Raw genomic sequence first — 18,581 nt, forward strand, 5'->3', positions numbered from 1 at the left:
GAGCGCGTGCCGCGGGGACGAGCGCGTGCCGCGGGGACGAGCGCGGGCCGGGCCGGGCCGCCCGAGCGGGCCAGGTCAGCCCAGCGCGACGAGCACCGTGAGGCCGGCCAGCACCGCGCAGAGGGGCGCCATGGTCCACCGCTCCGGCCGCGACCGTGAGGCGGCATTGAGCACGATGCCGAGCAGGAAGTAGCCGGCCAGGACCCAGGTCGCAACGATGACGAACCCGGGCCACGGGATGATGTCGGCCAGTCCGGCGCGCTGCACAACGAGCACCCCGAAGATCAGGTAGAGACCGATCGACGTGGCACTGCCCAGGCGCTTCCGGATGGGCAGCACCCGGTCCTGCCCGCCCCAGGCGAACTGCCCCAGTGGCGCCCCGGCGATGAGTGCGGCCTGGAAGACAATCAGACCGGCCATGAGCACACAGAACAGCACGGCCGCGCCGGTCACCACCCCGCTCACCGGGGCACTCCCGTCGGCCCGGCCGGTGGGCCTTCTCGCTCACTGAGCGCCAGAAGCAGCGTCAGACCGAACAGCAAGGCCGTGAACGGGGCCCAGCCGAACCGTTCCCAGGGGCTGGATGAGGCCAGGTTCATGAGCACGCCCAGCGCGAGATACCCCACCAGCACCCAGGTGCCCCAACGGCTCAGCGCGGGTGGCACGCGCATCCCGAGTCCACCCCGAGCGAGCACGATGACCGCGGCGACAACCCAGATCACCGCGCTCACGGCGCTGACCATCCGCAGCTCGGCCGGCAGGGTGCCCGCATTCGCGCCACCGAGCGCGGCGGCGCCGAACGGTGCACCGAGCAGCAGGCTGATCTGGAAGATCACGACAACGAGGAACCCGAGTGCGACGGCAATGGCGGTTCGCCGCCGTGGGAAAAGACGGCGCGAGACGGTCGAGCCGGCGCTCATGAGTGCTCCCGGGCGGGGGTGGCGGCGGAGTTGGCAGCGGGCGGGGCCGCCGACGCCAAGCCGTCGAGAACACCCAGCGCCTCATCCGCCCAGGCGAGCGAGGCACGCGCGGCATGCTCGCCGGCCAGCACGGTGAGGAGAATATACGGCGCATCCGGTCCGGTGTCGGTCTCCAACTCCTCGCGGATGCGGCACATCTCGGCGAGTTCGGCGTCGGCGGTGGCCCGAGTGTCCGCCACCAGTTTCCGGCAGGCCTCCTGACCGAGTTGGCGCCCGAAGAACAGCCGCAACAGCACACCGTTTCGCGGCTTCACCGGCTGAGGGGCCTCGGCGAGCAACTCGCGCAGGCGCTCAGTGCCCAGCGGGGTGAGGGCGAACGTGGACGAGCCGGCGCGGAGGGCCGCCTGGCGCTCGATGAGCCCGTCGCGCTCGAGTGCGCTGAGCGCGGGGTAGATCTGCCCGAAGCTCTCCGCCCAGAAATGCCCGAGGGCATCCCGGATCTGCTCACGCAGGGCGTACCCGGTCATCGGCGCGATGCTCAGGCCGCCGAGGACGGCCATCCGGGTCTGGTCTGTCGTAGCCATCGATAAACTCCTTATATCTTCTAGATATATTTATCAGATAGACGAGCCGAAAGCCAGCTTTCGGTCCTCAATCGCTAGACTTGCCATAACGTTACGAACAGTAACGATATTGGGCGCAACAATATTGGGGGAGTGACGATGGCACCGGGCGACCTGGCTGCACGACCGCAACGAGGGTCGGCGCGGGAGCGCGGGCGTCCGCGGCATCCCGATGTCGACGCGGCCATCATCGCCGCGGCCCTCGATCTGCTCGGTGAGGTCGGCTACGCCGGCTTCACCATCGCCGGGGTAGCCAGGCGGGCCGGGGTGGGCAAGCCGACCGTTTACCGACGATGGCCGCACAAGTCCCAGCTCGTCGTCGAGGCGATGGCCACGCAGATGCCGGGGGAGACCGGCGTGCGCGTCGGCAGCGTCGCCGAACAGCTGCTCGATTACGCCACCCGGCTGTCGGTGACGCTCACACACACGCCGCTCGGTCGGGTGCTGCCCGGACTCGTCGCCGAGATGGCGACCGACCCTCAGCTCGCAACGAGCTATCGCACCCTGATCATCGAGCCCACCCGACGGCTGTGGCGGGATGCCGTGCAGCGCGGCATAGCCACCGCTGAACTACTGCCGGACACCGATGTCGAGTTCGTGCTCGACGCGCTGGCCGGCCCGCTGTACGTGCGGGCGCTCATCACCGGGGCACCCGCGAACCCCGATGCGCCACGGCTAGCCGTTCAGCTTGTACTTGCCCGCTACGGGATGGCGCCGGCCCACGGCGCGCCCCGGCACCCGTTCCGCACCGCGAACACCGGGGCCACGCCGTGACGGCCAACCACGTGCCGAGCGAAGCCCGGCAGGTGAGCGAGGCGTGGCGCCAGCTGGCCGCCCGCTCCGCCCCGACCGAGGCCTTCGCGCCTGAGCTCGTGGCGCAGCTGCCCGAGCCCGCACGGCGCTGGCTCACTCACGCCATCCCCACGGGAACGCCCCTCTCCAGCTCGGTGCAGCTGACCATGCGCGGCGAGATCAGGCTCGGCGTCTGGCGGAGGTTCTCCGCCCGTCAGATCCTCGCTCCCGGCATCGGCTACATCTGGGCGGCCACGGCCTGGGTGGCCGGGCTGCCCGTGCGCGGCTTCGACCGGTTCACCACCGGCGCCGGGGAGATGCGCTGGCGGATGCTCGGGCTCTTTCCCGTGGTCACCGCCGTCGGCGCCGACGTGGCCCGCAGCGCCGCCGGGCGACTGGCCAGCGAGATCGTGCTCGCCCCCGTCGGCTTCCGCACGGCGGTCTGGACGGCCGGCCGTTCGGCAGATCACGTCATCGGAACGTGGCAGGTCGACGGCGAAGCGGAATCCGCCGAACTGTGCATCGGGCCGCGCGGTGAGGTGCAGTCCGTGTCCCTGTGGCGCTGGGGGAACCCGGGCGGGGAGCCTTTCGGACGATATCCCTTCGGCTGCACCGTGCACAGCGAGCAGGAGTACGCGGGTCTGACGCTGCCGGCTACGTTCACCGCCGGGTGGTGGTGGGGCACCGCTCGGCAGGGTGAGGGTGAGTTCTTCCGCGCCCGCATCACCGCGGTGGAGCTGGGCTGACGCCGAAGACGGTGAAGCTCGGCCTGAACTCGGCCAATGATCCGCATTCTCTTGCATTCCCGGCGAATTCCAGTAGCGTATGACGTCAGACGTTCTACATCCCACAGACGAGAGGCGAAAATCATGCTTGCAAACCTCACCGGATGGCACATGGTCATCATCCTGGCGATTGTTCTGCTGTTGTTCGGCGCCCCCAAGCTCCCGGGCCTGGCCCGCAGCGTCGGCCAGTCGATGCGCATCTTCAAGAGCGAAGTCAAGACCCTGAAAGACGACGACGGCACGGATGCGCCCGACCCGGCCGCCGAGCTGACCCACCCCGGCGCCCCGGTTGCCGAGCCCATCCCGCTCCCGACGCGCGCCTCCACCCGGATCTGACCCATCGTGACCACCGTCACGAAGGTGAAGTCCGCCCGGGACGGAAAGATGACGCTGGGCGGACACCTGATCGAGCTGCGCAAGCGCATCACCCGGGCGGCTATCGGAATCCTGTTGGGCGCGATCGTGGGCTGGATGCTCTCCGAGCCCGTGCTCGACGCGCTTCGTGTTCCGATCGGCAACATCGCCCAGGCCCAGGGCCGCGCCTCCGAGCTGAACTTCACCACCATCTCCGAGGCGTTCGACCTGCGGATGCAGATTGCCGTCACCGTCGGCGTGGTGATCTCCTCACCGATCTGGCTGTACCAGATCTGGGCATTCTTCATGCCGGGCCTGGCGCGCCGGGAGAAGCAGTTCGCGATCGCCTTCGTCGCCTCCGCGGTGCCGCTGTTCCTGGCCGGCTGCTCGGCGGGCTGGTTCGTGCTGCCCAACATGGTGGCGCTGCTGACCTCGTTCGCTCCGGAGGACTCGGCGGCGATCATCAGCGCCAAGGGCTACTACGACTTCGTGCTCAAGCTCGTGGTTGCGATCGGCATCGCCTTCGTGCTGCCGGTGTTCCTGGTGCTGCTCAACTTCGCCAGTGTGCTGAGCGCCAAGTCGATCCTCGGCTCGTGGCGGATCGCCATCGTCGTCGTGATCATCTTCACCGCCGTCGCCACCCCCGCCGCCGACGTGATGTCGATGTTCATGCTCGCCGTGCCGATGATCCTGCTGTACTTTGTGGCCGGTTTCATCGCCTGGATCCACGACCGGCAGGCCCGAAAGACCGCCGACCGGATCGACCAAGAACTGGCCGGCCTTCGATGACCGGCCGGTCGACAGCAGCGAAGGAGTTCCCGCCATGTTCGGATTGACGTTCGACAAGCTCATCATCATCGCGATCATCGCCGCGTTCCTGCTCGGCCCCGAACGCATCCCGCATTACGCCGCGATGCTCGGCCGGTTCGTGCGCAAGGCCAAGGAAATGGCCGACGGCGCCAAGGACCGTCTCAAGGACGAGATGGGCCCGGAATTCGACGACATCGACTGGAAGAAGCTCAACCCCCGCCAGTACGACCCGCGCCGGATCATCCGCGATGCCCTGCTGGACGAGTCCCCGCACGACCCCGCCACCCCAGCCACGCCCGCCACACCCCTGATGAAAGGCTCCACCCCGTGAAGATCGCCCGCACCAGCACCCCCGGCCTCGTCCTAGGCATCGGCCACAACGCCGATCCGCAGGCGACCCTGCCCGTGCAGGCCTGGCTCAAGTCGGTGCGCACCGTCGCCAACGACGGAGACCAGATCGTGCTGGCGGCGGATGCGGGCACCGTTGTGGCCGAGGGCGAGCTCGCGGTCGTCATCGGCCGCACGGCCAGCCGGCTGACGGTGGAGAACGCTCTCGAGCACGTGCTGGGCTACACGATCGTGAACGACGTGACCAGTGCCGAGCGCAACGCCGTGGACAATAAGAACTTCGAGAGCAAGGCCGGTACCAACTACACCCCGCTCGGCGCCTGGATCGAGACCGAGATCGCCGACCCCGAGAACCTCGAGATCATCGTGGAGGTCAACGGCCAGGTCGTGGCCAGCTCCGGCACCTTCAACCTGCCCTCCCGGGTGGTCGACACCCTCGTCTACGTCACCCGGTGGATGACCCTCGAGCCCGGCGACGTGGTGATGACAGGGTCGCCGAACACCGCGGCCGAGCTCAACCCGGGCGACGAGGTGGCGATCACCATCCCCGAAATCGGCACCCTGCGCAACACGGTCCGCTGAGAGCGCCCGCATGCTGTTGGACCTGCCCGAAGCCGAGCTGCACGACTACCGAAGCGCGCAGGTGAACCCAGACGATTTCGACGAGTTCTGGGCCGAGACCCTGCACTCCTCCCGCCGGCATCCGTTGGTCCTCGAGGTGCAGAAGATCGACGCCGGCCTGGTCACCCTCGACGTCTTCGACCTCACCTTCTCGGGCTTCGAGGGAGAACGGATCAAGGCCTGGCTGCGGGTACCCGCAGGCACGACGGATGCCCTGCCCACGATCGTGCAGTTCCACGGCTACGGCCGGGGCCGCGGCGATGCCATCGAGAACCTGCTCTGGGCCTCCGCCGGCTACGCGCACCTGGAGCTGGACACCCGAGGACAGGCCTGGAGCGGCTCGCGGGGGAGCACCCCGGACAGTGCGGGATCTGGGCCCCAGGTTCCCGGGTTCGTCACCCGGGGCATCGACTCGCGGGAGACCTATTATTACCGACGCCTGATCGTGGACGCCGTGCGCCTGGTCGACACCGTGACCGAGCTGCCGACCACGGATCCGGACCGGGTAATGGTCACCGGCATCAGCCAGGGCGGCGGGCTGGCCCTGGCCGTCGCCGGCCTCGTTCCCGGCCTGCGGGCCGTGGCCGCGCGGGTGCCGTTCCTGTGCGACTTCCCGCGGGCGATCATGATCACCGACTCCGACCCGTACAAGGAGATCGCCAACTACCTGTCCTGGTATCGGGATAAGGCCGACGCCGTGCTGCACACCCTGTCGTACTTCGACGGGGTCAACTTCATCACCCGCGCCACCGCGCCGGTCTGGCTGTCCGCGGCGCTGATGGATCCGATCTGCCCGCCGTCGACGGTGTTCGGTGCCTACAACGCCTACGAGGGCCTCAAGGAGATCACGGTGTGGCCGTTCAACGGCCACGAGGGCGGCGGGGTCGACGACGAGCAGCTGGTGCTCGACATCGCCCGCCGGAGCCTCTCCGGCGGCTAGGGGGCAGCTAGCCGGCGACGGTCTGCAGCGCCGCCTTCTCGAGGGAGCGACGCAGCGGTTGGTAGTGCGCGATGACCGCTTCACGATACGCGTCGAGGTCGCCGGCCTTGGCCGCATCCAGCATCGCGCCGTGCGCACGCGCCGTGTCGTCGATATCGGTGGCCGGGGCGATGCCGAGCTTCGGGTACAGCACGGTGTTGATCTCCCAGAACGCCGTGACCAGCTGGCCGACCAGGGTGTTGTCCAGGTACGCCAAGAGCCGGGTGTGGAAGGCCAGGTCTTCCTCGGCGAAGGACTCGCCGGTCGCGCTCTTGGCGACCATGGTGGCCACCAGGCCCTCGAGGATCTCGTCGGTGCCGCCGTGCAGCGCATCGATGATCTGCTGCGCCATGACGGTGTCGAGCGCCTCGCGCACCTCGATCACCTCGCGGAGCGCCGCGAAGTCGTCCTGCGGCCGGAGCACGCCCCGGAACACGAGCCCCTCCACCAGGGGGGCCAGCGACAACTGGCCGACATAGGTGCCGTAGCCGTGTTTGACTTCCACGATGTCCAGCGCAGCAAGGGTCCGAATCGCCTCGCGAACACTCGACCGGCTAACTCCCAGTTCAGCGCAAATTTCGGTTTCGGTGGGCATCAGGTCGCCCGATTTGAGCCCCTTGGTCAAGATAAAGTCCTTGATCTGGTCGGTCACGGAACTGCGTTTCCGCGACGTTTCGGATGCGAAAACTCCTGATTTCGACTTGTCATGATTTGGCATCCGATGCTTGACCTTTCACTCGAGTGTGTATAACTTCAGTTTATCACGTAGGACGTCTGACGTCTGATTTAGCTTTCCGAACACAAAAAAACGAGAGGCAATCTGATGCTCCAAGAATCACTTCAGGGGAAGACTAGCCGTAGGGTCTTCCTCCAGGCCGCAGGCGCCATGGGTTTGGTGGCGACACTCGCCGCCTGCAGCGGCCCCGCGTCTACCAACACCGTGGCACCGACCAGCTCCGAGGGCCCCGGCATTGACAAGAACGGAACCATCGAGGCGGGCATCTCCTACGCCCTCTCCACCGGTTTCGACCCGATGACCACCACCGGCGCCGTCACGGTCGCCGCCAACTGGCACGTGCTCGAGGGCCTGGTCGAACTCGACCCAGTCACCCGCGAGGTGTACGCGGCGCTCGCCGCCGACTTGCCCGCGGTGAGCGGCAAGACCGTCACCGCAAAGCTCCGTGACGGCGCTGTCTTCCACGATGGCAGTCCGGTAACAGCAGACGATGTCGTCTTCTCGTTCCAGCGTGTGCTCGACCCGGCGAACGCGTCGCTCTACCTCACCTTCCTGCCGTTCGTCGACTCGATCGCCAAGGTCGACGCCAGCACTGTCAAGATCACGCTCAAGCAGGAGACCGCCCTCGCGCTGGAGCGCCTCTCGGTGGTCAAGATCGTTCCCAAGGCACTGGTGGAGGCAGACAAGGTCGCCTTCGACTCCCTGCCGACCGGAACCGGTCCGTACAAGATGCTGTCGGCCGTCAAGGACGACAAGATCATGTTCGAGCGCTTCGACGCCTACACGGGCGCCCGCCCGGCCCTGGCCGCCGCGATGACCTGGAACCTGCTCTCGGATGCCGCTGCCCGCGTCACCGCCGTGCAGTCCGGTCGGGTGCAGGCCATCGAGGATGTGCCGTACATCGACGTCGCCTCGCTGAAGGACGCCACCGTGGAGTCGGTGCAGTCGTTCGGCCAGCTGTTCATGATGTTCAACACCTCGGTCGCCCCGTTCGACGACAAGCGCGTTCGCCAGGCGTTCCGCTACGCCATCGACTACGAGAAGCTCATCAACACGGGCATGCTGGGCCAGGCCACCGCGGCCACCAGCTACCTGCAGAAGGAGCACCCGTCGTACCAGAAGGCCAAGACGGTCTACACGTACGACCTGGCCAAGGCCAAGAAGATGCTCAAGGCCGCTGGGGTCGACGGGCTGTCCATCACGCTGCTGGCCACCGACACCAGCTGGGTGAAGGATGTGCTGCCGCTGATCAAGGAGGACCTCGACGCCGCCGGCATCGCCACCACCATCGACTCCAACCAGTCCGGTGCCCAGTACAAGACCGTCGACGAGGGCAACTACATGGTGATGGTCGCCCCCGGCGACCCGTCGGTGTTCGGTAACGACGCCGACCTGCTGCTGCGCTGGTGGTACGGCGCCGCGACGGTCTGGCCCACCAAGCGGTACCGCTGGGCCGACTCCGCGGAGTTCGCCACGCTGACCGGCTACCTCGACGACGCCATGGCGACATCGGATGCCGCCGAGCAGAAGAAGCTGTGGGGCAAGGCCTTCGACCTCATCGCCGACGAGTGCCCGGTCTACCCGCTCGTGCACCGCAAGCTGCCGACGGCCTGGAACGAAGACGCAATCACCGGCTTCAAGCCCGTGGCCTTCACGGGCCTGTCCTTCCTGGACGTCGCGCGCACCGCAGAGTAATCCACCCGGGGGCCGGCCGGTGGCCGGCCCCCACCCCATTTTCTTTCTAGAGGAGACAATTGTGACCGCGTTGCTCAGGCTCATGGCCCGACGAATCGCCGTGCTCCCGATTATGATCCTGGGCATCACCGCCCTCGTCTTTTTCGTTATGCAACTCGCGCCGGGAGATCCGGCCATCAACGCTCTCGGGGAGAGCTCGTCGGAGACCGCCAGAGAGGCCTATCGCGAAGACGCGGGTCTCAATGACCCTCTGATCGTGCGCTACCTCACCTTCCTGGCCAACCTGGTGCAAGGCAACCTCGGCGTCACCGTTCCACCGGCGAGCAAGGTGACCACCCTGATCGGGTCGGCCTTCCCCCTCACCGTGCAGCTGACCATCATGGGCCTGCTGATCGCGGTGGTGCTCTCGCTCACGCTCGGCGTGACCGCGGCGCTGTACCGCGACCGCTGGCCCGACCAGCTCATCAGGGTGGTGTCCATCGCCGGCATCGCGGTGCCGTCCTTCTGGCTCGCCATCCTGCTCATCCAGAACTTCGCCCTGGGCCTGGGCTGGCTGCCCACCGGCGGGTACGTCAACATCAACGACTCGTTCACCGGCTGGCTGGGCACCATGATCCTGCCGGCGATCTCGCTCGGCATCCCCGTCGCCGCCTCCCTCACCCGGGTGGTGCGCACCTCGATGGTCGAGGAGCTCGACCGGGACTACGTGCGTACCGCCATCGGCAGCGGCCTGCCGCGCAGCGTCGTGGTGAGCCGGAACGTGCTGCGGAACGCCCTCATCACCCCCGTGACGGTGCTCGGCCTTCGGGTCGGTTACCTCATCGGAGGGGCCGTCATCATCGAGGTCATCTTCGACCTGCCCGGCATGGGCAAACTCATCCTCAACGGTGTGACCAACAACGACATCAACCTGGTGCAGGGCGTCACCCTCACCGTGGCGCTGGCCTTCGTGGTCGTCAACATCGTCGTTGACATGCTGTACCTGCTCATCAACCCACGGATTCGGACGGTGTAACGATGCGTCGATCACTCAACGCACGACTGAGCGTGCCGGCCCAGCGCTTCGGCGCAATGCCGCTCGGCTCCAAGGTCGCCCTCGCCTTCTTCGGTCTCGTGGTGCTGCTCGCGGTCCTCGCGCCGGTCATCGCCCCGTTCGACCCGCTCAAGTCGGGCATCCCGGCGCTGCCGCCGTCGTTCGAGCACCTCTTCGGCACCGACCGCAACGGCCGCGACATCTTCTCCAGGCTGCTCTACGGCGCCAGGTTCTCCCTGGCCATCGGCCTGGGGGCCACGTCGCTGGCTCTCATCGCCGGTGCGATCATCGGGTCGATCGCCGCCACCGCGTCCCGTTGGCTCAGCGAGACCATCATGCGCATCCTCGACATCATCATGTCGTTCCCCGGCATCGCCCTGGCTATCGTCTTCGTTGCCGTCTTCGGCAAGGAGCTGCCGATCCTGATCTGCACGATCGCGTTCCTCTACGTTCCGCAGATCGCCCGGATCGTACGCGCCAACGTGATGGCCCAGTTCGGCGAGGACTACGTCTCCGCCGAGCGGGTAATGGGTGCCCAACTGCCGCACATCCTGTTCTGGCACGTGGCCCGCAACTGCGCGGCCCCGATCATGGTTTTCGTCACCGTGCTGGTGGCCGACGCGATCGTCTTCGAAGCGAGCCTCTCGTTCATCGGCGCCGGCGTGCAGGACCCCGCCCCTTCCTGGGGCAACGTGATCTCCTCCGGCCGGAACCTGCTGCTCAGCGGCGGTTGGTGGGCCACCTTCTTCCCCGGCATGCTCATCCTGATAACGGTGTTGTCGCTGAACATCCTCGCCGAGGGCCTCACCGACGCCCTGGTGAAGCCGGCCGCGAAGAACGCCAAGGCCGTTGCCGCCGTGTCCGCGGCCGACAGCGCCACCACTACGACAGTGTCCGTGGTGGAAGTGGCCGCAGCATCCGTGCCCCTCGAGATGCACCTCGCCCAGCTGCGGCTGATCGAATCGACCCGCACCGACCGACTGGTGTACACCGGTGATGCGGCCCCGCTGCTCGAGGTGAAGAACCTGAGCATCCGCTTCCCGAACCGGCACGGTGACATCGCCATCGTCGACAACGTGAGCTTCTCGGTTCGCCCCAGCGAGACCATGGCCCTGGTCGGCGAGTCCGGCTGCGGCAAGAGCATCACCAGCCTCGCCATCATGGGGCTGCTGCCGGACACCGCCGAGATCACCGGGCAGATCCTCTTCGAGGGTCGCGACCTGTTGACCATGCCGCGCAAGGAGCGCCAGGCGCTCCTCGGGCACGAGATGGCGATGGTCTACCAGGATGCGTTGAGCTCGCTCAACCCGTCGATGCTCGTCAGCACCCAGCTCGGCCAACTGATCAAGCGCGGCGGCACCCGAAGCGCCAAGGAGCTGCTCGAACTCGTGGGCCTGGACCCCGTGCGCACGCTGAAGAGCTACCCGCACGAGCTGAGCGGCGGACAGCGCCAACGGGTGCTGATCGCCATGGCGCTGACCCGGGACCCCAAGCTGATCGTGGCCGATGAGCCCACCACTGCGCTGGACGTGACGGTGCAGGCCCAGGTCATCGACCTGCTCAACGACCTGCGCGAGAAGCTCGGCTTCGCGATGGTGTTCGTCAGCCACGACCTCGCGCTGGTCGCGGAGCTGGCACACCGCATCACCGTCATGTACGCCGGCCAGGTGGTGGAGTCCGCTCCGACCACGGCGTTGCTGATGAGCCCCCGCCACGAGTACACGAGGGGCCTGCTCGGTTCGGTGCTGTCCATCGAAGACGGCGCCACCCGCCTGCACCAGATACCCGGCACGGTGCCCTCGCCGCGTGACTTCGCCACCGGCGACAGGTTCGCGCCACGGTCGAGGAGCGGCGACGCGGTACGGGCCACCCGCCCGGAGCTGCGGCCGATCACCGGCACCCTGCACCTTGTGTCCACCCACAACGATGCCCTGCTGGCACCGGATGACGAACTGGAGACCACGCGATGAGCACCGGCAACGAGATTCTGCGACTCGACGACATCCACGTCATCCACACCGCCCGCACCGGAACGCTGTTCCGCCGGGACAAGGTGCACGCCGTCAACTCGGTGAGCCTCACCCTGAACCGCGGCGAGACCATCGGCATCGTGGGGGAGTCCGGCTGCGGCAAGTCCACCCTCGCCCGGGTGATGGTCGGGCTGCAGGAGCCGACCAGCGGCACGGTGTCGTTCAAGGGACGCAACATCGTCAAGCGCGACCGGACCACCGCCAGGGCCTACGGCAAAGCGGTGTCCATCATCTTCCAGGACCCGTCCACCGCCCTGAATGCCCGCATGAGCGTGCACGACGTGCTGATGGACCCGCTCCGGGTGCACGGAATCGGCACCCTGGCGCAGCGGGAAGCGCGGGTGCGGGAACTGCTCGACCTCGTCGGGCTGCCCGCCTCCACCAGCGATGTGTTCCCCGGTCAGGTCTCCGGCGGCCAGCGCCAGCGTGTGGCCATTGCCAGGGCGCTCGCGCTCGAACCTGACATCATCATCGCCGACGAACCGACCAGCGCCCTGGATGTGTCGGTGCGCGCCCAGATCCTCAACCTGTTGAGCGACCTGAAGGTGGGCCTCAACCTCGGCATGGCGTTCATCTCGCACGACATCCAGACCGTGCGCTACGTGTCCGACCGGATCGTCGTCATGAAAACCGGACGCGTCGTGGAGGAGGGACCCGCAGAGCAGGTCTTCACCACTCCGAGCGATCCGTACACCCGCACCCTCCTCGGTGCGGCTCCCAGCCTTCTCATCCATAACTAAAGAAATCAGGAGCAACAACTATGTCAGCACCCACCTTCGGCGGAGTCGTTCCCCCTCTCGTCACCCCTCTCGCTGCAGACGGAGCCGTCGACCTCGAGTCCTTCGAGCGTCTGGTCAACCACCTCATCGACGCCGGCGTCGACGGCCTGTTCGTCCTGGGTTCCTCTGGTGAGGTCGCCTTCCTCTCCGACGCGGACCGCACCGTGGTCCTGACCGAAGCCGTGCGCATCTCCGCCGGCCGGGTCAAGATCATGACCGGCGTCAACGACATGACCCCGGCCCGCGTCGTGGCACAGATCCGCCTGGCCGAGGCCGCCGGCGTCGACGCCATCGTGGCCACCGCCCCGTTCTACACCCTGCCGAACCAGGCCGAGATCGAGACGCACTTCCGACTGCTCGCCGCCGCGACCACGCTGCCGGTCTTCGCCTACGACGTGCCGGTGCGGGTGCACAACAAGCTCAGCCTCGACATGCTCATCCGTCTGGGCACCGAAGGCATCATCGCCGGCGTCAAGGACTCCAGCGGCGACGACGTCGGATTCCGCCGCCTGGTGATGGCCAACCGGGCCGCCGGCAGCCCCCTGGTCGTCTTCACCGGCCACGAGGTCGTCGTCGACGGCGCTCTGCTGCTCGGTGCCGACGGCGTGGTTCCCGGCCTCGGCAACGTCGACCCGAAGCGCTACGTCGACCTGTTCGCCGCGTCGAAGGCCGGCGACTGGGAGGCCGTGCGCCGCATCCAGGACGAACTGTCCGAACTGTTCGAGATCGTCTTCCAGGCCTCCGGCGTCAGCGGCGAAGCCGCGGGCCTCGGCGCGTTCAAGACCGCCCTGGCGCACCTGGACATCATTTCGACAAACCGGATGTCGCCGCCGGTTCCCGCCCTCGCCGGCGAGACCGTCGAGCGCATCCAGGCGATCGTCGACCGCGCGGGCCTTTTGGTGCGATGACCTTCACACTCGGCGTCGACCTCGGCGGCACCAAAATCGCGGCGGGACTCGTCGCCCCCGGCGGCGTCGTCACCCGGCGGATGTCGGCGCCGACGCCAACCGCCGAGGGCCCGGAAGCTATCCTCCAGACCATCGTCGACCTCGCCACCAGCCTCACCGCATCCGCACCCGGCGCCGCCATCGCCGGGTGCGGGATCGGCGCGGCCGGCGTTATCGACCCCGTGAGCCGCACCGTGCAGTTCGCCACGAACTCCCTGCCCGGCTGGACCGGAACCCGGCTCGGCGCCGAGATCGAGCGCCGGCTGGCTGTGCCGGTCGCCACCGTCAACGATGTGCACGCGCATGCCATCGGCGAGGCCGTGCACGGCGCCGGCCGGGGCGAGGGCACTGTGCTCGTCATCGCCGCCGGAACCGGGATCGGCGGGGCTCTGGTGATCGACGGCGTGCTGCAGGCCGGTCGCCACGGGGCCGCCGGCCACTACGGGCACGTCCCCGCCGCGGAAGCCGCGGGACTGGCCTGCACCTGCGGCGGGGTCGGCCACCTCGAGGTCATCGCCTCGGGGCCCGCGATTCTGCAGGCCTATCTGCGCCGCGGCGGAAGCGCGCCCAGGGATACCCAGCAGATCTTCGCCAAGGCCGACGCCGGCGATTGGGTGGCGGCGGAGGTCATCGACGTCGCCGCCACCGCGCTGGGCCGCTCGATCGGCGGCCTGATCAACAGTCTGGACCCCGATCTCGTCATCGTGGGCGGCGGTCTCGCTGCCGCCGGCCCCCGCTGGTGGAACACCGTAGAGAGCCAGGCCCGCGCCGAAGCGATGGGCCTGCTGGCCGGCTGCCGGATCGTGCCGACCTCCCTGGGCGCGGACTCGGCCATCGTCGGCGCGGCGTCCCTGATCACCAGCTCCACACTTCTGACACCACAATCTCTTTGAACTCTTTCTGAACGGACACCCGGAATGACGCATCCCTACCTCGCCGCGCTCGAAGGCGGCCTCATCGTGTCGTGCCAGGCCTACCCGGCTGAGCCCATGCGGCACCCCGAGACCATGACCCAGATCGCCGAGGCCGCCGTGCGCGGCGGCGCCGTGGGCATCCGGGCCCAGGGCCTCGCCGACATCCGCTCGATCCACGAGCGGGTGGCCCTGCCGCAGATCGGCCTGTGGAAGGACGGCGCCGATGACGTGTTCATCACGCCGACCCTCGAGCACGCCCTGGCCGTGATCGCCGCGGGCGCACAGATCGTCGCGATCGACGGCACCCGCCGGGCCCGGCCAGACGGCCTGACCCTGGCGGAGACCATCGACCGCATCCACGAGCAGACCAGCGCCCTGGTGATGGCGGATGTCGGCTCTGTCGCCGACGGTATCGCCGCTCACGAGGCCGGCGCCGACTGTGTGGGCACCACCCTGTGCGGCTACACGGGGGAGCGGCCGAAGCTTGTCGGACCCGACCTCGAGGTGCTGCGCGAGCTCGCGTCGACGCTGCCGATCCCCGTGATCGCCGAGGGCCGCGTGCACACGCCGGCCCAGGCGTCGGCCTGCATCGATGCCGGCGCGTTCGCGGTCGTCGTCGGCACCGCCATCACGCATCCGACGACCATCACCACCTGGTTCGCGGATGCCGTTGCGCGGTAGCGCGACATAAACGGGTGCCGGGCCTACAAGGGTGCCGGGTCGGCGTCGGCCGTGGGTTCCGCGAGGCTCGTGGGCGAGTCGGTGAGGTAGCCCATGCCGCAGCCCGCGAGCAGCGCGCCGGCGCCTCCCCAGACCAGGTCGCCTATCGAGTCGTTGTAGCCGACGAAGATCTCCGGATCGAGGTAGGTGTGCCCGAACCACTCGAAGACCTCCCAGAGCACGCCCAGCGCCAGCCCCAGCGTCGTCGTCACCACGGCTGCCGAGAGCATCGGCCGGGGCAGGGTGTCGGCGTCGGCCAACACCCTGAACTGCACGAGCACGATGTAGAGCAGCGCGGCGCAGAGTCCGTTGGTGAGGAAGTGCACTGGCAGGTCCCACCAACGGGTGGTGAGGTAGATCCCCAGCACGCTGCTCCAGACCGCCACGAGCACCACCACGCCGAACGCGATGTCGACGCTCGGTCGCAGCCCCAGCAGCCGGGGGAGCAGCATCCCGCCGGCCACGAGCGCCAGGCTGATCCCGGACAGCGGGCCCCAGCCGACGCCGGCGACCACGATGCCGACCAGTGCCAACGCCCGCAGCGCGTCGGCGGTCGCCTCCGCGAGGCCGGACGGTCGCCGCAGCAATGTGTGGATCATGGCCAGCACACTAGCCGGATCGGCCGCCGGCAGTAGAGCCTGCCGGGCGCAGAACTGCCTGCACGGGCTCGTGGTCGGAGCCGGACCGACCGTCGAACCGTGCCGCGTTGATGCCCGTGCTCGCCACCTCGACGCCCGGCCCCACCAGGACGAAGTCGATGCACGCCCCGCCCCGGCGCAGGCGCCGATAGCCCGAGAAGGTGCCCCACTGCGGGGTCAACCGTTCGGCGGCCGCCAGCCAGGAATCCCGGAGCGCACCCTCGCCGGTCAGCCGGCGGTAGACGGCGGAATCCACGGTGGCGTTGAGGTCGCCGGTGACCACGATTACGGCGTCGGGTTCCGCGGCGTGGGCGGAATTCACCAGGGTGATGATGAACCCCGCCGAGGTGAGCCGGGACCGCCAGGATAGGTGGTCGAAGTGGGTGTTGAAGGCCAGCAGTCGGGCGCCGGTGGCGAGGTCGGTGAAATCGGCGGACACCACCACCCTGCTGGTGAGATTGCCCCAGGAGCGCGACCCGTGCACGTGCGGCGTGGCCGACAGCGCCCGTTGCCGCCAGGCGGTGAGCTGCAGGCGTCGGCTGTCGTAGAAGATCGGGTTGTGCTCGTCGCGCCCGGTGGCGTGCCGACCGCGGCCCACCCAGCGGTAGTGCGGGCCGAGGGCGGTGGCCACGAAATGCACCTGGTCCACCAGCGCCTCCTGCGCGCCGAGCAGTGTCGGCTGCTCGGCGACAAGCAGGCGCTTCAACAACAGCTTGCGGGTGTCCCACCGGTCGGCGCTGCCTCGCCGCAGGGTGGGCACCCGGCGACGGATGTTGTAGGTCATCACGTGCAGGTCGGGCGCACTCACCGCACCGATCAGCGCCGCATCCGTCATGGGGCCCACGGTACCCGCGCGGTGGGGAAAGTGCGCCAGAAGAGGTGGCTGTCCGGTGGTTATCTCGCGGCCATTTGGCTGCTATTTGGCGGCCAGCAGCCGGGCCACGCGGGGCTTCACCTCGGTGGCCAGCAGGGTGAGCGACTCGTGTAGGTGCTCCGGCGGCAGACCGCCGAAGTCGCCCTGCACGAAGTGCCGCATGTGGCCCAGGTAGCCGTGCAGGTGCACGATGCGCTCGGCGACGTCATCGGGATCGCCCACGTAGTAGGCGCCGGGCGCCGCGACCTGGGTGTCGAACTGTCGGCGGTCGGGGGCGCCCCAACCGCGCAGTCGGCCCATCTCCACGTTGAGGCTGTGCCAACCAGGGTAGAACCGCTCCAGGGCTTCCGCCTTCGAGGGGGCGACCAGACCGAACGTGGCCACCGAAACCTTCACGTTCTCGGTGTGCCCGGCCTGCGCGGCCGATCGGCGGTAGAGCTCCGTCAGCGGTGCGAACCGGTGCGGTTCGCCGCCGATGATGCCGTAGGAGACGGGCAGGCCCAGCCGTCCGGCCCGGGCTGATGACGCCGCGTTGCCTCCGGTGGCCAGCCAGATCGGCAGCCGGCCGTTCACCGGGCGGGGCACCACGGCCAGGGCGTCGATCGCCGGGCGTACGCTGCCCGACCAGCTCACCGTCTCGGTGGGGCTGTTGTTGATGGTCATCAGCAGGTCGAGCTTCTCGGCGTAGAGCCTGTCGTAGTCGGCCAGGTCGTGTCCGAACAGCGGGAAGGTCTCGACGGAGGATCCTCGCCCCGCGGTGATCTCCACCCGGCCGCCGCCGGAGACGGCGTCGGCGGTGGCGAGCTGCTGGAACACCCGCACCGGGTCATCCGTGCTGATGATGCTCGCCGCGCTGCCGAGGATGATCCGGTCGGTCGCGGCGGCAGCGGCGGCGATGAGAGCACCGGGGGAGGATGCGGGCATGCTCACGGTGTGGTGTTCGCCGATGCCGAAGTAGTCCAGCCCCACCCGGTCGGCCAGGACGATGGCGTCGAAGAGGGTGCGGATGCCCTCCGCGGTGTTGCGGAAGCTGCCGTCGGGGTTCAGTGGGGTGTCGCCGAAGCTGTATGCGCCGATTTGCATGGGTCTGTCCGATGTCTGGTGGAACGGGGTTGTCTGGTGGAACGGGGTGTCTGGTGGTGCGGGGTCTGGCGGAGCGGGGGGGGGCCTGCGGAACTGTGCCCGAAACGGACATCTGCGCCCGGTGTGCCGGATGCAGATGTCCGCACGGGGAACAGTTAGGCGGCGGCGTCCGCTTCGGCGGCGGCGAACTCCAGCTCGGCCATCAGTTCGGTCGCGGTGTGCCGGCCGCCGAACACTGTCGAGCCCGGCTCGAACGCCGCCCCGGCCGCGAGCGGGCCGGCGTAGACGGCGTCGAAGCCGAACCGCTCGATGACCTCGGCCACGACGGATGCGGCCTGCGGTTCGCCCGCGATGGCCAGGGCGTGCCGGTCGGGATGCCCGGCCGGCCGGGCGTCGGTCTCCAGGTCGTGGTAGCCGATGTGGTTGAGGGTCTTCACCAGCCGGGCCGTGGCGAAGTGGTCGGCGACGACCTCGCTGCTGCCGCGGGGGTCGGTGGCGACCTCGGGGAGTTCGCCGTCGATGGGCTGCCAATAGTTCATGGTGTCGATCACGATGGCGCCGGCCAAGGTCGCCGGGTCGACCGAGCGGAACTTGTGCATCGGCACGGCGAGCACCACGAGGTCGGCGGATGCGGCCACCTCCGCCGCCGACATCGCTGAGGCACCGGGGATGACGATGTCAACGATGAGCTGGATGTCGGCCGCGGCCCCGGATCCGGCGATGGTGACCGCGTAACCGGCCTTGAGCGCGGTGCGGGCGATGGCGGAGCCGACGCGGCCCGCCCCGAGGATGCCGATCGTGGTAACCATTGAGGGCCTTTCTGCGGGTGTTCGCGGCGCCCGAATTCGCGCCGACATCCCACGATGCCAAACTCCGTCACCATTCGCCATCCGGAGGTAA

At 68.4% G+C, this 18,581-nt stretch carries 22 protein-coding genes; 14 read left to right on the forward strand and 8 right to left on the reverse strand.

Going from position 1 to position 18,581, the window contains the following annotated elements:
• Positions 1 to 75 precede the first annotated feature (75 nt).
• The 3 genes from E3T19_RS01140 to E3T19_RS01150 are packed head-to-tail and all read right to left on the reverse strand — an operon-like array spanning position 76 to position 1,504.
• Positions 76 to 420: a hypothetical protein gene (locus tag E3T19_RS01140; protein WP_134407859.1), complete on the reverse strand. Its 345-nt coding sequence runs from the start codon at positions 418 to 420 to the stop codon at positions 76 to 78.
• A gap of 41 nt (positions 421 to 461) precedes the next feature.
• Positions 462 to 920: a hypothetical protein gene (locus tag E3T19_RS01145; RefSeq protein WP_134407860.1), complete on the reverse strand. Its 459-nt coding sequence runs from the start codon at positions 918 to 920 to the stop codon at positions 462 to 464.
• Positions 917 to 1,504 carry a PadR family transcriptional regulator gene (locus E3T19_RS01150; protein WP_134407861.1) on the reverse strand — a complete coding sequence of 196 codons (588 nt, stop codon included), beginning with the start codon at positions 1,502 to 1,504 and terminating at the stop codon, positions 917 to 919. The genes E3T19_RS01145 and E3T19_RS01150 overlap by 4 nt, the downstream gene beginning before the upstream one ends.
• 138 nt (positions 1,505 to 1,642) lie before the next feature.
• Here E3T19_RS01150 and E3T19_RS01155 point away from each other — a divergent pair, with 138 nt between their 5' ends.
• The 7 genes from E3T19_RS01155 (at position 1,643) to E3T19_RS01185 (ending at position 6,193) form a co-directional block, all read left to right on the forward strand.
• Positions 1,643 to 2,317: a TetR/AcrR family transcriptional regulator gene (locus E3T19_RS01155; protein WP_241979921.1), complete on the forward strand. Its 675-nt coding sequence runs from the start codon at positions 1,643 to 1,645 to the stop codon at positions 2,315 to 2,317.
• Positions 2,314 to 3,081: a DUF6544 family protein gene (locus tag E3T19_RS01160; protein WP_134407863.1), complete on the forward strand. Its 768-nt coding sequence runs from the start codon at positions 2,314 to 2,316 to the stop codon at positions 3,079 to 3,081. Before E3T19_RS01155 ends, E3T19_RS01160 begins: the two co-directional genes overlap by 4 nt.
• A gap of 123 nt (positions 3,082 to 3,204) precedes the next feature.
• A complete protein-coding gene (gene tatA / locus E3T19_RS01165) occupies positions 3,205 to 3,456 on the forward strand; it encodes a Sec-independent protein translocase subunit TatA (protein ID WP_134407864.1) in 252 nt (83 codons plus the stop codon).
• A 6-nt stretch (positions 3,457 to 3,462) separates the two neighbouring features.
• Positions 3,463 to 4,263 carry a twin-arginine translocase subunit TatC gene (gene tatC, locus E3T19_RS01170; RefSeq protein ID WP_241979901.1) on the forward strand — a complete coding sequence of 267 codons (801 nt, stop codon included), beginning with the start codon at positions 3,463 to 3,465 and terminating at the stop codon, positions 4,261 to 4,263.
• Positions 4,264 to 4,297: 34 nt separating this feature from the next.
• Entirely contained in the window at positions 4,298 to 4,615 is a 318-nt protein-coding gene (locus E3T19_RS01175) for a Sec-independent protein translocase TatB (RefSeq protein WP_134407865.1), read from the forward strand.
• The gene (locus E3T19_RS01180) at positions 4,612 to 5,214 is read left to right on the forward strand and encodes a fumarylacetoacetate hydrolase family protein (RefSeq protein WP_166788758.1); all 603 of its coding nucleotides are present in this window, start codon (positions 4,612 to 4,614) and stop codon (positions 5,212 to 5,214) included. Before E3T19_RS01175 ends, E3T19_RS01180 begins: the two co-directional genes overlap by 4 nt.
• A gap of 10 nt (positions 5,215 to 5,224) precedes the next feature.
• On the forward strand, positions 5,225 to 6,193 hold the full coding sequence (locus tag E3T19_RS01185; RefSeq protein ID WP_134407867.1) for an acetylxylan esterase: 969 nt from the start codon (positions 5,225 to 5,227) through the stop codon (positions 6,191 to 6,193).
• Between the two features lie 7 nt (positions 6,194 to 6,200).
• Here E3T19_RS01185 and E3T19_RS01190 read toward each other — a convergent pair whose 3' ends face one another.
• Positions 6,201 to 6,884: a FadR/GntR family transcriptional regulator gene (locus tag E3T19_RS01190; RefSeq protein ID WP_241979902.1), complete on the reverse strand. Its 684-nt coding sequence runs from the start codon at positions 6,882 to 6,884 to the stop codon at positions 6,201 to 6,203.
• A gap of 288 nt (positions 6,885 to 7,172) precedes the next feature.
• Here E3T19_RS01190 and E3T19_RS01195 point away from each other — a divergent pair, with 288 nt between their 5' ends.
• The 7 genes from E3T19_RS01195 to E3T19_RS01225 all read left to right on the forward strand — a co-directional run bounded on the left by E3T19_RS01195 (position 7,173) and on the right by E3T19_RS01225 (position 15,047).
• Positions 7,173 to 8,663: an ABC transporter substrate-binding protein gene (locus E3T19_RS01195; RefSeq protein ID WP_370294231.1), complete on the forward strand. Its 1,491-nt coding sequence runs from the start codon at positions 7,173 to 7,175 to the stop codon at positions 8,661 to 8,663.
• Positions 8,664 to 8,724: 61 nt separating this feature from the next.
• Positions 8,725 to 9,678, forward strand: a complete 954-nt coding sequence (locus E3T19_RS01200; RefSeq protein ID WP_103430889.1) for an ABC transporter permease — start codon at positions 8,725 to 8,727, stop codon at positions 9,676 to 9,678.
• Between the two features lie 2 nt (positions 9,679 to 9,680).
• Positions 9,681 to 11,666, forward strand: a complete 1,986-nt coding sequence (locus E3T19_RS01205) for a dipeptide/oligopeptide/nickel ABC transporter permease/ATP-binding protein (RefSeq protein ID WP_134407869.1) — start codon at positions 9,681 to 9,683, stop codon at positions 11,664 to 11,666.
• Positions 11,663 to 12,466, forward strand: a complete 804-nt coding sequence (locus E3T19_RS01210) for an ABC transporter ATP-binding protein (protein WP_134407870.1) — start codon at positions 11,663 to 11,665, stop codon at positions 12,464 to 12,466. The genes E3T19_RS01205 and E3T19_RS01210 overlap by 4 nt, the downstream gene beginning before the upstream one ends.
• Before the next feature lie 20 nt (positions 12,467 to 12,486).
• Positions 12,487 to 13,413 (forward strand): dihydrodipicolinate synthase family protein, encoded by a 927-nt coding sequence (locus E3T19_RS01215; RefSeq protein ID WP_134407871.1) that lies wholly within the window; start codon positions 12,487 to 12,489, stop codon positions 13,411 to 13,413.
• Positions 13,410 to 14,345, forward strand: a complete 936-nt coding sequence (locus tag E3T19_RS01220; RefSeq protein WP_134407872.1) for an ROK family protein — start codon at positions 13,410 to 13,412, stop codon at positions 14,343 to 14,345. Before E3T19_RS01215 ends, E3T19_RS01220 begins: the two co-directional genes overlap by 4 nt.
• Positions 14,346 to 14,369: 24 nt before the next feature.
• The gene (locus tag E3T19_RS01225) at positions 14,370 to 15,047 is read left to right on the forward strand and encodes an N-acetylmannosamine-6-phosphate 2-epimerase (protein WP_134407873.1); all 678 of its coding nucleotides are present in this window, start codon (positions 14,370 to 14,372) and stop codon (positions 15,045 to 15,047) included.
• Positions 15,048 to 15,070: 23 nt separating this feature from the next.
• Here E3T19_RS01225 and E3T19_RS01230 read toward each other — a convergent pair whose 3' ends face one another.
• The 4 genes from E3T19_RS01230 to E3T19_RS01245 form a co-directional block, all read right to left on the reverse strand.
• On the reverse strand, positions 15,071 to 15,685 hold the full coding sequence (locus tag E3T19_RS01230; RefSeq protein WP_134407874.1) for a hypothetical protein: 615 nt from the start codon (positions 15,683 to 15,685) through the stop codon (positions 15,071 to 15,073).
• A gap of 10 nt (positions 15,686 to 15,695) precedes the next feature.
• Positions 15,696 to 16,559, reverse strand: a complete 864-nt coding sequence (locus E3T19_RS01235; protein ID WP_134407875.1) for an endonuclease/exonuclease/phosphatase family protein — start codon at positions 16,557 to 16,559, stop codon at positions 15,696 to 15,698.
• Positions 16,560 to 16,640: 81 nt separating this feature from the next.
• Positions 16,641 to 17,681, reverse strand: coding sequence for an LLM class flavin-dependent oxidoreductase (locus tag E3T19_RS01240; protein WP_134407876.1), 1,041 nt, complete (start codon positions 17,679 to 17,681; stop codon positions 16,641 to 16,643).
• Positions 17,682 to 17,836: 155 nt separating this feature from the next.
• Entirely contained in the window at positions 17,837 to 18,571 is a 735-nt protein-coding gene (locus E3T19_RS01245; protein ID WP_370294232.1) for an NADPH-dependent F420 reductase, read from the reverse strand.
• Positions 18,572 to 18,581 lie beyond the last annotated feature (10 nt).

Origin of the sequence: Cryobacterium sp. TMT4-31 (genome assembly GCF_004403385.1) — a bacterium.
Lineage (GTDB): Bacteria > Actinomycetota > Actinomycetes > Actinomycetales > Microbacteriaceae > Cryobacterium > Cryobacterium zongtaii.

Bases quoted from the DNA above. Each gene is read 5' to 3' on its own strand.
- E3T19_RS01140 (WP_134407859.1), bottom strand. From the start codon at position 420: ATGGCCGGTCTGATTGTCTTCCAGGCCGCACTCATCGCCGGGGCGCCA.
- E3T19_RS01145 (WP_134407860.1), bottom strand. From the start codon at position 920: ATGAGCGCCGGCTCGACCGTCTCGCGCCGTCTTTTCCCACGGCGGCGA.
- E3T19_RS01150 (WP_134407861.1), bottom strand. From the start codon at position 1,504: ATGGCTACGACAGACCAGACCCGGATGGCCGTCCTCGGCGGCCTGAGC.
- E3T19_RS01155 (WP_241979921.1), top strand. From the start codon at position 1,643: ATGGCACCGGGCGACCTGGCTGCACGACCGCAACGAGGGTCGGCGCGG.
- tatA (WP_134407864.1), top strand. From the start codon at position 3,205: ATGCTTGCAAACCTCACCGGATGGCACATGGTCATCATCCTGGCGATT.
- E3T19_RS01175 (WP_134407865.1), top strand. From the start codon at position 4,298: ATGTTCGGATTGACGTTCGACAAGCTCATCATCATCGCGATCATCGCC.
- E3T19_RS01185 (WP_134407867.1), top strand. From the start codon at position 5,225: ATGCTGTTGGACCTGCCCGAAGCCGAGCTGCACGACTACCGAAGCGCG.
- E3T19_RS01205 (WP_134407869.1), top strand. From the start codon at position 9,681: ATGCGTCGATCACTCAACGCACGACTGAGCGTGCCGGCCCAGCGCTTC.
- E3T19_RS01210 (WP_134407870.1), top strand. From the start codon at position 11,663: ATGAGCACCGGCAACGAGATTCTGCGACTCGACGACATCCACGTCATC.
- E3T19_RS01215 (WP_134407871.1), top strand. From the start codon at position 12,487: ATGTCAGCACCCACCTTCGGCGGAGTCGTTCCCCCTCTCGTCACCCCT.
- E3T19_RS01220 (WP_134407872.1), top strand. From the start codon at position 13,410: ATGACCTTCACACTCGGCGTCGACCTCGGCGGCACCAAAATCGCGGCG.
- E3T19_RS01225 (WP_134407873.1), top strand. From the start codon at position 14,370: ATGACGCATCCCTACCTCGCCGCGCTCGAAGGCGGCCTCATCGTGTCG.
- E3T19_RS01230 (WP_134407874.1), bottom strand. From the start codon at position 15,685: ATGATCCACACATTGCTGCGGCGACCGTCCGGCCTCGCGGAGGCGACC.
- E3T19_RS01235 (WP_134407875.1), bottom strand. From the start codon at position 16,559: ATGACGGATGCGGCGCTGATCGGTGCGGTGAGTGCGCCCGACCTGCAC.
- E3T19_RS01240 (WP_134407876.1), bottom strand. From the start codon at position 17,681: ATGCAAATCGGCGCATACAGCTTCGGCGACACCCCACTGAACCCCGAC.
- E3T19_RS01245 (WP_370294232.1), bottom strand. From the start codon at position 18,571: ATGGCGAATGGTGACGGAGTTTGGCATCGTGGGATGTCGGCGCGAATT.